Raw genomic sequence first — 13418 nt, 5'->3', positions numbered from 1 at the left:
TAACGGTTTCAGTGGCTGGAGTAGCGTTTCTCACTGGAGGTGCAAGTGCTCTCGTCGTCCCTTCCATAGGTGGCGGAATTAATACAGGGATTACGGCTATATTTGATCCAAATGCCCGTCCAGGCGAGACGCTGATTGGACACTATATGAGCAGCTTTAGTAATGGATTTATCAGTGCAACTGTAGCCGGGAAATTTATGACGGGAGTAAAATGCGGTACAGGCGCTCTTAATATCTATTTACGTCTAGTAGCAGGTGGAGCTGCGGCGGGAACGGTTCAGGATGTGATGAATACCGGACAAACAGATCTTAAATCGAACTTGACCCGAAGCTTTGTAGCAGGAGCATTTTCTTTTGCAGGTAATAGAAAGATCGGCTCTTATCTGTCCTCAGTGGCAGGTGATATGGCAGGCTCTATGGCGGATGACTATCGAAAGCATGGGAATGTGAAGGAATCGCTAACGATCGACAATTTAAAAAAGTCTGCGATATCCAGCCTCGGCAATCTCGTTACACGCGCAGATCCGGTAGATGTTGTTAAAGGCAGATTTTATTTTACGGCGACAGATTTGGTAGTGTATGATATCGGCCCGCCGATTGAGATGGTTCGTACGTATAACTCCATTCATCCGGTAGCAGGGGCAACGGGCAAAGGGTTTACTTTTACCTATGAAAGCTCGCTCCAACGGGTGGAGGATCATATTCTGGTCATATGTACAGACGGACACTATGAAAGCTTTATTCTTCAGGATGATCAATGGGTTAACGAGAAGGGAGGCAAGCAGGAATATGCTCTTACGGAGAACATCGGAACGCGGGAGTATGTATTACAGGATCTGCAACGTAATGCATACGTGTACGATTTCGAAGGTCGTCTGTTACGTATAACCGATCGTTCCGGGAACCAGACCGTGCTTCACTATAACCATGATGGACTGTACAAGTTGACCACGCCAGGCGAAAAAGAAATCAAATTCACGTATGAAGCTGGCAAGCTGCAGCAGATTACCGATAACATTGGCAGAACGGTAATGTATGAGTACAAGGGGGATTGGCTGACCCGGGTTACATATCCGAATAGTGGAACCACCACATACGAATATGACAGCCAAGGGTATATAGATACGATTACCGACCAAAACGGACATAAGTATGTCCGAAATCAATATGATCATCATGGCCGGGTCATCAGGCAGTGGGACGCAGACGATCAGGTTACGGATATCGAATACGACGATGCGGAGCGGAGAACTACTTTTACGTATCACGCGACAGGAGCCGTAGAGAAATTTGAATACAATGCCGATGATCTGGTGACGGATACGATCTACAGTGATGGAACTCGCGAGTCCTTTACGTATGATGCGTACCAAAATAAATCAAGTCATACCGACACCGGGGGGCATACGACACAGTGGGTGTATGATCGCTATGGCAGCCTGCTGGAAGAAATACGTCCAGACGGAACACGTACTGAGCGTCAATACGACCAGGATCATAACGTGACCCAGATCGCAGTTAACGGCGTAATAGAGAAATGGTTCACATATGACGCTGTGGGAAGACTGATCGAAGAAAAGTCCAGCGTTGGAGACGGAAATCAGGCGGTCATTTCTTATACGTATGATTCACACGGCCGAGTATTGAGCAGCACGGATGCACTCGGTCATACGACAGTTTATTCGTATGAGACAGGCCACACGGACTCGCCAACCCGGGTACGAGATGCCGAAGGCAATGAGTACCGATACACGTTTGATGAGGCCGCGCGGATGATGAGCATTACCACGGACTATGGCACGGTAGAGTTCGAATATAACCATTTGAACAAGCGTACACGGATCGTAGATGCCGAAGGCAACACCACGTTGATGTTCTATGATAAGATGGGCAATTTGGTCAAAAAAGTGCTTCCTAACGATTATGTCGCCCGTATAGATAATGGCAAAGGCACCGAATATCGTTACGATGCGATGGATCGTCTGGTCCGGATGACGGACCTGGCTCAGAACGTATCCCGTATCCGGTATGATATCAACGATAACATTTTAAAAGAGATTGAACCGAATCACTATAACCACGCGGAAGATGATGGGCCCGGAACAGAGTACGAGTACGACCACCGGGGACGCAGGACCAAGGCGATGTATCCGGACGGCGGTATCGCTCGTATGAAATACGATGCTGTCGGGAATTTGAGCAAAATGATCTCACCGGAACATTATGATCCGATGATTGATGATGGGCCGGGCACTGAGTATGTATATGATGCCATGAATCGTTTGATTCAAATCACCGACGCAGAAGGTCATGTCAGCCGCCGGTTCGTGTATGATCATGCAGGGCGTGTGGCCAAAGCCATTGATGCCAAAGGCTATGCTCGTGGAGCGAACGATAGTGAACGTTTTGGAACGCTTTATGTATATAATACGGCAGGATGGTTAATTGAAAAGCGTGAGCCTGTGGAGGAAGCCGGGGAAGAAAGCTCGGGAGAAACTGTCAGCACGGGTCCCATTCGGTATCGCCTGACCTTGTACCGTTATGATCTAGCCGGAAATCTGCTGGAAGAGAAACGGACACAGGAGTATGTCAGTGAGACGGGTTATGCGGAGAACTATCAAAGCGTTCATTACAGCTATGACCGTAATCATCGGGTAATTGCCATTGCGGATGATACTGGAGCGGAAATACGCTATACGTACGATTGTCTGAACCAGAAAACGTCGGAAAGACAGAAACTGAACGAGCAAAAGGATCGGTTCATCCGCTACGAATATAACAAAGCCGGATGGCTGCAACGGCGCGTGGAAGTGCTGAGTGCGGAAGATCTGACCGATCGCGTACCGGGTTTGGTGGATGCTGTCACTTCATACGGTTATGACCGTAACGGCAATGTAGTCGAGATCGTGACCCCGGAAGGGCATCAAACCGAGATCAGCTACGATGCCGTAGATCGAATGGTTCAGATCAGCCGCCGGGAGGGTAAAGATGCCCGGGCCAGCAGCGTCTATTTGAAATACGACCGCACGGGGAATGTGATCGAAGAGACGGATACGAATGGTAGCAAGGTAACCTATATGTATGACCCGATGAATCGGCGTATCCGCATGATCGGGAAACGCGGGGGTACGACCCGTCTGTTCTATGACAAGACAGGCAATATCGTGAAGCAAGTCACGCCGAATCAGTATGATCCGGCTGTCGATGACGGACCGGGAATGACCTTCACCTATGACCGCCTGAACCGGTTAATTGAGGTGGCTGATCCGTATGGGCAGATCATGGAGCGCAGCCGCTATAATGAGTTCGGTGAACTGGCCAGCAAAATGGATGGCGGTGTTGGAGTCGAATATACGTACACCCTTGGTGGCCGAGTGAAGCAAGTGCTGGCACCAGCCAAGGCAGGACAAGGCATCGTAAAACAAGAATATATTTATGATGCGGCAGGCAACATTACAGGCATTCGGGATGGTGAAGGCCATCTAACCCGCCATACCGTAGACGGCTGGGGCAAGATCACGGCCCTTCACAAAGCGGACGGCAGCACGGAGCAATACAGCTACGACTATGCGGGGAATATCGTCAGCTCGACGGACGGAAACGGTCAAACGACGCAGTATGACTACAACAGCTTGGGCAAGCTGTCTGCTATACAAGACCCGGGCCAGCAGAAGATGCTGTACCAGTATGACACCGAAGGCCGCTTGGCCCGGCAAACGGACCGTAACGGCAAAGTCATCGAGTATGCATATAACTTCAATGACCAGTTGATCAAGCGGCGTGAGATGTCGAGTGGCATGGAAGAAACTTATGTGTACCGGGAAGACGGTCTGCTGCAAACGGCGGCAAACGAGTATACGCGATATGATTATACGTACAATGAAGATGGTTTGCTGACGGGCAAATATATGAACAACAGCGGGAATATGAGCGCAGCGTTTGCCAGCCTGATGAGTAACAACATGGCAGAAGATCGTAGTCCGGGCCGTAAAATACTGGCTTATGAGTATGATGTAGAAGGCAACCGGATTGCTCAGACCGATGCGGGGGGACGGACTACGGTATACCGCTATGATCTGGTTGGGCGTGTCTCCGAGATCCGACAGGATCAAGAACTGCTGGCGAAGTATGGATACGTACACGGTAACCGTGTGGCTTCCATTCTATATGGTAACGGTATTGAGATGGCATACGGCTATGATGAGGACGGAAATGTCTCGAAGCTGTTAGCGCAATCGCCAGACGGAAGTCCGCTCCTACAGCACCGTTATGAATATGATAACAACGGTCACCAGATCGCCCGGGACGAAAACGGAAAACGAACAAAGTATCGCTACGATGCCATAGGGCAACTGGTGGAAGCAGAATACCCGGGATGGGGTATGGAACGTTTATCGTATGATGCGGTGGGAAATCGGTTAAGTCGGATGTGGAACGACCACAAAGCGAGCTATACGTACGATTCCCGTAATCGCCTGCTGTCGGTTTTGGAAGAAGCGCTGGGTGAAGGTTCGGATCAGGAAGCGGGATCGCGAGGACAGCAGACGCGTTACGAATATGATGCGCAGGGGAACCTGCTGCGAGAGCGAAGCGGACAGGAAAGTATCTCATATGCCTACGATGCCTTTAACCGAACGGTGAAGGCAGAGAAGTCGGACGGTAGCTATATCCGCCACCTGTATGATCCGGAAGGACTGCGAAATGGAGTCGAGGAGAACGGAACCCATCGTCGATTTGTGTATGACGGCTGGTATATGGTGAACGAGCTAGATGAGGAAGCCCGAGTCCAGGCCTCGTTTGTACGAGGACATGAACTGCTAGCTCGGGTGGACGAGGTAGGGAATCCGTCTTATTATGTAAATAACATCCATGGAGATGTCCTGCATCTGACCGACCGTAAGGGCGGAATTCAGAATAGCTACGAATATGATGCATTCGGGAATACGCTGTCGATGGCAGAGCAGATCGAGAACCGCTTCCGCTATGCGGGAGAGGCGTGGGACAGTGTAACGCAGCAGTATTACCTGCGAGCTCGTTTCTACAACCCGGCCATTGCCCGCTTTACGCAGGAAGATACGTACCGCGGAGACGGACTGAATCTATACGCGTATGTAGGGAATAACCCCATCCACTACGTGGACCCGAGTGGGTACATGTGTGAGTGGAAAGGGAATCGTTATGATGCTGATTTAAACCCGGATCATCCAATTAGAACTTATCGTAATGCGGATTTAGATAAGCTGGATGTAATATATACTGCCGATCCACGACTAGTGGTGGAAATGCCTTTTGTAGGAAAAGGAAAGCGTGATACAAATTCTGAAGGATGGTTAAGGGACAATAAATATTTTTGGAAAGAATTAATGGAGAGACATCCTGAAGCATTCAGTGATAAAAATAGAAAAATAATTGAAGGTAAAGATCCATTTACAACCATGCCTAAAAATGATGATATATTTAGAACATACTTTCCTCAATATGATTTGAAAGGACTACGAAGTGAAGGATTAATTCATCACCATATAGGAGGTGGAGGACAGGCTGTTCCTGTTCCAGTACCATTGCATCCTGGTTCTGGAGGAATACACAATGGAGAGAAGCGTGCGGGTGTTTGGGGGAATGACTCAGCTTATGCAGAAATGTTACAGAGACTGCTAGATAAAGGAGAATAGTTAAATGTTAAAAGACTCGATGAGTGAATATTTTAATAGATATATATACAAGTGGAAAGAGTTCAATGAAACGTTACCTCAAACATCTTGGATTGAAGAGGCTGGGAATAAGTTATACGTAGGAGAAAAGGATGAAGAGGGCTATGTTTCATGGCTTCCAGTGGATAAAGAGGAAATATACGATTTTAAAGTAATTGAGCAAAAGCTTAATTTCAGTTTGAACGAGTCGGTAAAAGCATATTTTAACTCTTATTATTTTTTTCAATTGTCTGGCTGGATTAAGGAGTACAATGTTAATTTAAATCCTGTGATACCTAATATTGAGCCTACTAGGTTCATAAAAAAAATAATAGATTACCGTCAAGAACATGGGGGAGAGCTTCGGTATATTCCTATCGGCATAGAATCTAATGGTTTATTATTAGTTATTGATAATTCAAATGGAAAAGTTTATCTTGAAGATTATGAAAGAGCAACATATGAAGAAATACATTCAAGTCTGGAAGAATTAATTGATGAATTAAGATTTAATGAATAATTGTATACACATTTATAAGGAAGAAAACTGTAGTTCAGGAATTTCCTGTTCTACAGTTTTTTAGTATAGAGGAAAGTAACTGGTTTAATATAAACTATTTTTTGTACGTTACGATGCCTTTAACCGAACGGTGAAGGCAGAGAAGATGGTAATAACAAATTTGGAACGAACGCATCTGAAAATACTTTATTCATGACCCTGGTGGTAACGTCATATGCTTAGGAACAAAAGAGCCCTACAATGAAACTATTTATTTTTGGGATCATGAGGAAGAGCCTGAAGACTCCGAGGATATGAGTAATATGTACTTTCTTGCGAATGATATTTTTGAGTTTCTTGATAATTTATATGAAGACGCTGAAGAATAAAATGTTTACATCTTAGTAGCAGGGTCGTACAATATAACCAACAAACCAAACACTAAACAATTCAAACACTTGATAAACTTTCAAAAGCTCTTTCCAACTTGAACCATGAGTAGGAATGAGCTTTTTTGCATGCACAAAACCAAAGGAGGACGAAACGAATGGCAAAACGTGAACAGGTAGTGGCAGAGGGGTTGAAGAACCAGAAACTAGCACAGGAAGCAGAAAAAGAAGTGAGGTCTATTGCCCAGGCTCGGGCAGCATACGAACAGCTTATGGATGAAATTCGTGGTTACTTTCAGCAAGCAAGGCAATTGCGTGAACAGGCGGAAGAGTTGCAGCGATCAGGATGTACCGATTTTCAGATTAGCGAAGAGATTCAGCAGTTGTTGAAGCATGCGAAGCATTGTGAAAAATGATATATCGACGATCTGCACAGGCATGGCAGCGAGCTTTGGCACGATTTTACTGACCGGGGGCACAAAAGGCAAGCGAATGGCATTACCCAACAGTGAGATTATGATCCACCAGCCGCTGGGGGGAGCCAAGGGACAGGCTTCCGATGTACTGATCTATGCCGAGCGTCTGATCAAAAGCCGACAACAGCTCAACCGTATTTTGGCCGACCATACAGGATTGCCGCTGGAACGGGTGGAAAAAGATACGGACAGAGACCACTTCCTTACGGCTGAAGAGGCAGTAGTGTATGGCTTAGTGGATCGGATTGTTACAAGCATCTAACTATTTTTTGAAAATTTTATATAAAACCTCGCTTTTTCTGCAAAAGTTCAAGGTTTGTTCATTGCAATTGATGAGCAATAGGATTATAATTTCAGACGGATTCAAGTGCTTATCCTGAATCTATGGGGGTATCCCATCTGAGTTAGTTTGCTTTGTGCATGCTCAAATAAGAATTAAGCGAGGGATTTACAATGAAAACCTGCTGTACCATCCAAGTTGACGAAGACAGTTTAGTTATTGATTTACCGGAAGAAGGAACCACGCTAGACTCCTTGCTCGGTGATATTGAGAGCTGTGGAGGCAGTGAAGAACCTTGGTTGCAACTCATAGACAAGGTCATGGGCAATTCATCTGAGACTGTACTTACAGAGCAAGCAACGGATGGCGGCGATATGAAGAAAGATCAGACGACCAACGCACCTCAGGCAGCCGCTCAGGGGTAAGGGAAATTTAAAACATATACGATTATATACAAGACTGCTATACCGAGCCAAGGGCATCGGGTTGCAGTCTTTTTTTTTTAGGTTGAGGATTTTGCGAAATCCTCAGATTAAAAATGATAAAAGCTGTAAGAGCTTCTTGTATTTCGGCTAAAATTCGTCAAATTTCGCACTGATTAAATAAGTCCTTTGTCCCGCTATGATAACAAATAATTCATAATTATCCTAGAACCGTGACTTTTTATTCATTTTCAACTATAAAGTCGAAATATAACATGGAATTAACTATAATAGTAGTATCATCCATATACAGGTAAGTAGCATCGAATTTGGACCTGATCCTTTTAGATATAAAGGAAGGAGCAAAAGAGCAGAGAACAACGTACTGATAACACTTTAATAAGAGAAAGGAATGTGTAAATGATGAAAAGGCAATGGGTCCTGCCAAGGATCGCCAAGAAAGTTGCAGTGATGTTAACTGCGGTATTGCTGTTAACGTTAACAAACGGATTTAACTGGAACACACAAATGACAGAAGCTGCTGGAACGACTCCTGTGGAACGTTATGGACAACTTTCAGTGAAGAACGGGAAGCTGGTAGATAAAAACGGGAAGCCCGTGCAGCTCAAAGGAATTAGCTCTCATGGAGTTCAATGGTATGGAGATCTGATCAATGAGGATTCTATGAAATGGTTGCGGGACGATTGGGGCATTTCCTTGTTCCGGGTTGCATTGTACACTAAAGAAGACGGTTATATCTCCAATCCTTCATTAAAGGATAAAGTGAAGGAAGCGATTGAAGCGGCACAGAAACTGGGCTTGTACGTCATTATTGACTGGCACATTCTATCGGATGGCGATCCGAACATTTATAAAAATGAAGCTAAAGCCTTCTTTAATGAATTTGCCACTCAGTATGGCCATTTGCCCAACGTAATTTATGAGCTTGCCAATGAGCCGAATGGTAAAGTGAACTGGGACAACCAAATTCGGCCATATGCCTTAGAGGTATCCCAGGTCATTCGTGCCAAGGACCCGGACAATATTATTATTGCAGGAACAGGCACATGGAGCCAGGATGTACATGATGCGGCAAACAATCCACTGCCAGACAAAAATACTATGTACACTGTGCATTTTTATGCGGGCACACATGGACAATATTTGCGTGACCGGATCGATAATGCGCTGAATAAAGGCGTGGGCGTATTTGTTACCGAATGGGGGACAAGCGATGCTTCGGGGGACGGTGGCCCGTTCCTGAACGAATCCAAGGTATGGACCGATTTTATGGCCAGCCGCGGAATCAGTTGGGCAAACTGGTCGCTAGCCGACAAAGAGGAAGTCTCTGCTGCGCTCCTGCCTGAGGCTGACCGTAAGGGCGGATGGCCTGACTCACAATTGTCAGCTTCCGGAAAATTTGTGAAACAGGCAATTTTGGAAGACACCAGCAACCATGGTGACGGGAGCGGGATTGTACTGCAATATCGTACCGCTGATACGAATAATAAGGATAACGCAATCCGGCCTGTATTTAATATCAAAAACACAGGCAAAGCAGCTGTGAAGCTGAGTGATTTGAAAATTCGCTACTATTACACAGATGAAAGCAAACAAGCACAGCAGTTTTTCTTAGACTGGGCCAAGATTGGCAATGGAAAGGTAACAGCGACTTTTGTAACCTTGCCTAATCCGAAGGCCAAGGCTGATAAATATGTGGAAATTTCTTTCACAGATGCAGCAGGAAGTATTCAGCCCGGTGAGGAAAGCGGAGAAATAAAATCCCGCATCCATGCTGTGAACTGGAGCAATTTTGATGAGGCCAACGATTATTCGTATGGTGCGGACCAAACTGCATTCGCAGATTGGGACCATGCTACTGTATACAATCAGGGCAAGCTGGTATGGGGTATACAACCTTAGAGGTCAAGCTATCTTAAATTACTTTGGAACTAAAGAATATGGGACTTCAGGCTGCGATGATTTGGCGATTTGAAGTATAGAGTATGCGCCTTTGGTATATGGGTACTGGAACTTTAGGGGATAAACTTGGACACTTTGGTTCCAATATATATACTACTAAAGTACCATGTCCCACTCGACTTTCGTGGTACTTCTATTACTCCCATAGTGCAGAAGATAGGGTCCCAATGAACCATTCCTCAACAACGAACCCCCGTACTGCCATACAGACAGGCGGGGGTTTTTATGTATAGGAAAGCTCCGAATCCGCCAACTGCGTCTATGCCAAATGGAAAGCTTGGGCCAGCAGACGGTAGGACTGGATACGCTTATCAAAGTCATGAATGGAGGAGACAACCAGCAGTTCATCGGTACGATACTGTTCAGCCAATCTCAGCAACTGCTCCTTACATTGCTCAGGAGTACCAACCACACGCCAAGCAGCAGATTGACGCAGCCGTTCGCGATCATACTCCGTGTATGGATAGGACATTGCTGTTTTTACTGACGGGAGAGAGCTCATTTCTTTGCCCTGCATGAGCAAAAGGAAATATAAGCTGGCACTGGACGCCAATTGCTCGGCTTCTTCTTCCGTTTCGGCGCAGACTACAGTGACTGCGGCCATGGAACGGGGCTTATCCCCCAGGATAGAAGGCTGAAATTGCTCATGGTAACGCGCGGTAGCTTCTACACCGCCCGGCGTGCCGAAAAATTGGGCAAAGGCAAAGGAAGCCCCCATCATCGCGGCCAATTTGGCACTTTCTCCGCTGGACCCAAGCAGCCACATTTCGGGAACCGTCGGGATGATCGGAGAGGCATGAAGCCCGGCAAAACGATGATTGTCAGGCACGGAATCATGTAAGTAATCGATCAAATCGAGAATCTGCTGCGGATATTGTTCGACCGCTTGGTACTTGCCCTCTTGCAGAGCGCGAGTAGCCAGCGGCAAGCCGCCAGGAGCGCGCCCTAATCCCAGATCGATGCGTCCCGGATGGAGCGCCTCCAGCAGCCGGAAATTTTCGGAAACTTTATACGCGCTGTAGTGAGGCAGCATAATGCCGCCTGAACCAACACGAATACGTGAGGTATGAGCAGCCAGATGCGCAATCAGCACTTCGGGACTGGAGTGCGCGAGTGTTTTAGACGCATGATGCTCAGATGCCCAATAACGGCTGTATCCCAGTTGATCAGCTTCACGCGCTAAATCGGTTGTATTGGATAATGCATCATAAGCGGTACCGCCTTCAGGAATATGGGACTGGTCCAGTATGCCCAGTTTAAGCATTTTGCAATCACCTCATACACAACTGTATCAAACACAACTGATTTGGTCAAAACCTAAAATGAGGAGGTTGGAGTTCAGGCCACTTTTCGATATAATGAAGAGTAATGCAGGATGAGAGAATATCCTTGCTTTGGAGAGGGGAACGAATTTGTGCTAAGAACACCTTTGGGGCGTGTCCGCCTCATGCTCTGGATTCAAGCGCTAGCGTATTTGGCGATACTATTCACTCACCAGCCGCTGCAAGCTTCAGGTTTGACCCAGGCGGTTATGGTGATTGGCAATATATACCGGGTGAGCTTTCTGCTCCTTCTTGTCGCATTGATCTATGGCAAAACAGCATTGCATTGGCCCATCCGGCGGCCTTTATTTATTATGTTTGCATCCTTCATTCCGTTTGGTCTGATCCTTATGGATTGGGTATGGGTGCGTAAATGGACAGGAGACTCGGCAGCCGAACAGCGAGCTGCATCGTAACATTGAAAGTGCATTTGGCGAACGGCATCGTGGATTTTGCCTGCAAGAGCAAGACAGCCTGCTGCCAACCCAAAAGAGCATTACGCAGTTTGATGCGTAGTGCTCTTTTTTATACAGCAAAAACTCAAATAAAATTCTCTTTAAACTTTATCCGGTAAAGTGGACTTCTCCAGCTCTCTTAGTAGCTCAAATGCCTTTTCGTTAGTGTTTCCACATGTATCCTCATCAGCGTGGAATCCACTGCATACGGCTGGTCGCTCTGGCTTGCCGAACAATCGGCAACGGTAATCCGATGTGAGCTGAGGGCAAGGTACGCCGGCTGGCTTTCCATCTGGCATACCGGGAATAGGGGATGAGATCGTAATAGCAATACAGCAAGCGGCACACCCGACTCGGCATTCCATAGAAGTCACTCCTTATGTTCTGTTATTTTTGTTCCCCATGCATGAAGTGACTTCAATGAAGCCATAATGTGAGGATGGCACAAAAAAAGCAGGAATACAAGGCAAACCGTTTTTTAGACACATTTTTCAAAAAGGGGCATATATCGCCGGGTAGGCCTGTAGGATAGTATCAAGCCCCTAAATCAGCGTGCCAGTTGATGTAAATATTAACCAGTTGTGCTTTATGTGTTCAAAAGAGCACAAGTGGTTAATAATATAACACAACAATAAAAACTTAAACGAGGTGACGTAAAATGAGTTGGTTATGGGCATTGATTGTTGGCGGTATTATCGGTTGGCTGGCAGGAATTATCGCGGGCCGTGATGTTCCGGGCGGCGTAATTGGCAATATCATCGCCGGTTTTATAGGTGGATGGTTGGGCAGTTTAGTTCTGGGAAACTGGGGTCCTGTAATCGGTTCGTTCTACATCGTTCCTGCATTAATTGGTGCGATTGTGCTGGTCGTTATCGTAAGCTTGATCTTCCGTTCCGTTGGACGAAGCAGAGGGTAGCTTTACGAATCATTGAATAAACTGCCTCTTTATGAGGCGCACGGATCAACTAAAAGGCTGCCTCCGCAAGGTTCGCAATGAGCCTGTGGGAGCAGTTTTTTATTTTTACCAAAGGGTGTCTGTTTCTTATTGAAAGCGTCTAATATGAGGGATACATAATACGCCCAGCACAATGCACATACCGATGGATGCAAACATGCCAATGGTAAATATACCTCCAAACTTGTCAGCGGCAGCACCGACGGCCAGATAACCTATAGGCAAAAGGGCAAAGGAAAGCATCTGATTTAGACTGGCTACCCGGCTAAAAGATTCGGCAGGCACTAATTCCTGAAGGCTGGTTTCCTAGATAATTGCAAATATCATAATGCCAAAGCCTTCGAGCATCATGCGCATGATCAGTCCGGGCATCCAAGTGACGATAGATAACAGCAGTAGAGCAAGCCCGCTGGTCAATGCTCCCAGGTAGGCGAGCAGACCACGATGCTTCCAATGCTTGCGCGCCCCATACACAAAGGCCCCCAGTATGGCGCCAACGCCGCTGCTTGCCATGACGACAACGTACAGACCGGACTATAGCTGTGGTGAACCTTGAACAGCCATGAAATGAGTACCGCAATGATGCCTGAATAACAAATGTTAATGAAGGAAAAAGCAACGGACATGAGTCCGAAACGGGCGATGTTTGTGAACAGAAGCAGACGAATTCGGTCAATTCTGTCGACGATCATCCCTGCGAAGGGCAAAATAAGTACGTTAGGCAGCATATAGACCCCATCGCCAGTCCCATGATCGTGGTCGAGCCTGTCGAATAGATGACTAGTGGCAAAATGATGGTCGTAACTAAGCTTCCCAGCATAGCGATCCAGTATTGAAACTTATTATACGAAAACTCTAGTATAAAGGTACAGAGAAAGTGGCTGGGTCGCCGTGAAAATGAATAGCTTGCTTATGAATACGTCAACCTAGAATAAGTCTTTGGACTT

General features: G+C 46.4%; 9 protein-coding genes and 3 pseudogenes. 9 read left to right on the top strand and 3 right to left on the bottom strand.

Features of this window, described 5'->3' with window-relative positions; translation table 11 throughout:
* The first annotated feature begins 11 nt into the window (after window positions 1-11).
* From JO375_RS04635 to JO375_RS04605, 7 genes and pseudogenes are all read left to right on the top strand, one after another.
* Window positions 12-5672: an RHS repeat-associated core domain-containing protein gene (locus JO375_RS04635; RefSeq protein WP_229523353.1), complete on the top strand. Its 5661-nt coding sequence runs from the start codon at window positions 12-14 to the stop codon at window positions 5670-5672.
* A gap of 4 nt (window positions 5673-5676) precedes the next feature.
* Entirely contained in the window at window positions 5677-6210 is a 534-nt protein-coding gene (locus JO375_RS04630; protein ID WP_229523352.1) for a SecY-interacting protein Syd, read from the top strand.
* A 194-nt stretch (window positions 6211-6404) separates the two neighbouring features.
* Window positions 6405-6578: pseudogene (locus JO375_RS04625) on the top strand (SMI1/KNR4 family protein); the annotation flags it as partial.
* A gap of 158 nt (window positions 6579-6736) precedes the next feature.
* Window positions 6737-6994: a hypothetical protein gene (locus JO375_RS04620; RefSeq protein WP_229523351.1), complete on the top strand. Its 258-nt coding sequence runs from the start codon at window positions 6737-6739 to the stop codon at window positions 6992-6994.
* A pseudogene (locus tag JO375_RS04615) lies at window positions 6984-7316 on the top strand (ATP-dependent Clp protease proteolytic subunit); the annotation flags it as partial. The gene JO375_RS04620 and the pseudogene JO375_RS04615, both read left to right, overlap by 11 nt.
* A 191-nt stretch (window positions 7317-7507) precedes the next feature.
* On the top strand, window positions 7508-7759 hold the full coding sequence (locus JO375_RS04610) for a hypothetical protein (protein WP_229523350.1): 252 nt from the start codon (window positions 7508-7510) through the stop codon (window positions 7757-7759).
* Between the two features lie 417 nt (window positions 7760-8176).
* The gene (locus JO375_RS04605; RefSeq protein ID WP_229523349.1) at window positions 8177-9679 is read left to right on the top strand and encodes a cellulase family glycosylhydrolase; all 1503 of its coding nucleotides are present in this window, start codon (window positions 8177-8179) and stop codon (window positions 9677-9679) included.
* 319 nt (window positions 9680-9998) lie between these two features.
* On the opposite strand, the gene JO375_RS04600 is transcribed toward JO375_RS04605, so the two are convergent.
* Window positions 9999-11003, bottom strand: a complete 1005-nt coding sequence (locus JO375_RS04600; protein ID WP_229523348.1) for an LLM class flavin-dependent oxidoreductase — start codon at window positions 11001-11003, stop codon at window positions 9999-10001.
* 150 nt (window positions 11004-11153) lie between these two features.
* Between JO375_RS04600 and JO375_RS04595 the strand changes: the two genes are divergently transcribed.
* A complete protein-coding gene (locus JO375_RS04595) occupies window positions 11154-11477 on the top strand; it encodes a DUF3817 domain-containing protein (protein ID WP_229523347.1) in 324 nt (107 codons plus the stop codon).
* Window positions 11478-11617: 140 nt separating this feature from the next.
* Here JO375_RS04595 and JO375_RS04590 read toward each other — a convergent pair whose 3' ends face one another.
* Window positions 11618-11881 carry a YkgJ family cysteine cluster protein gene (locus JO375_RS04590; protein WP_229523346.1) on the bottom strand — a complete coding sequence of 88 codons (264 nt, stop codon included), beginning with the start codon at window positions 11879-11881 and terminating at the stop codon, window positions 11618-11620.
* Window positions 11882-12174: 293 nt separating this feature from the next.
* On the opposite strand from JO375_RS04590, the gene JO375_RS04585 reads away from it, so the two are divergent.
* On the top strand, window positions 12175-12432 hold the full coding sequence (locus JO375_RS04585; protein WP_007431543.1) for a GlsB/YeaQ/YmgE family stress response membrane protein: 258 nt from the start codon (window positions 12175-12177) through the stop codon (window positions 12430-12432).
* A 126-nt stretch (window positions 12433-12558) separates the two neighbouring features.
* Here JO375_RS04585 and JO375_RS04580 read toward each other — a convergent pair.
* Window positions 12559-13303, bottom strand: a pseudogene (locus JO375_RS04580) (hypothetical protein); the annotation flags it as partial.
* Window positions 13304-13418: the final 115 nt, after the last annotated feature.

This window comes from Paenibacillus farraposensis (assembly GCF_020736845.1).
Classification (GTDB): domain Bacteria; phylum Bacillota; class Bacilli; order Paenibacillales; family Paenibacillaceae; genus Paenibacillus; species Paenibacillus farraposensis.
This window is presented reverse-complemented; position numbering and strand designations above follow the sequence as displayed.

Excerpts from the sequence above, each read along its gene's own strand:
- JO375_RS04585 (WP_007431543.1), top strand. The coding sequence starts at position 12,175 with ATGAGTTGGTTATGGGCATTGATTGTTGGCGGTATTATCGGTTGGCTG.
- JO375_RS04600 (WP_229523348.1), bottom strand. The coding sequence starts at position 11,003 with ATGCTTAAACTGGGCATACTGGACCAGTCCCATATTCCTGAAGGCGGT.
- JO375_RS04630 (WP_229523352.1), top strand. The coding sequence starts at position 5,677 with ATGTTAAAAGACTCGATGAGTGAATATTTTAATAGATATATATACAAG.
- JO375_RS04610 (WP_229523350.1), top strand. The coding sequence starts at position 7,508 with ATGAAAACCTGCTGTACCATCCAAGTTGACGAAGACAGTTTAGTTATT.
- JO375_RS04590 (WP_229523346.1), bottom strand. The coding sequence starts at position 11,881 with ATGGAATGCCGAGTCGGGTGTGCCGCTTGCTGTATTGCTATTACGATC.
- JO375_RS04605 (WP_229523349.1), top strand. The coding sequence starts at position 8,177 with ATGATGAAAAGGCAATGGGTCCTGCCAAGGATCGCCAAGAAAGTTGCA.
- JO375_RS04620 (WP_229523351.1), top strand. The coding sequence starts at position 6,737 with ATGGCAAAACGTGAACAGGTAGTGGCAGAGGGGTTGAAGAACCAGAAA.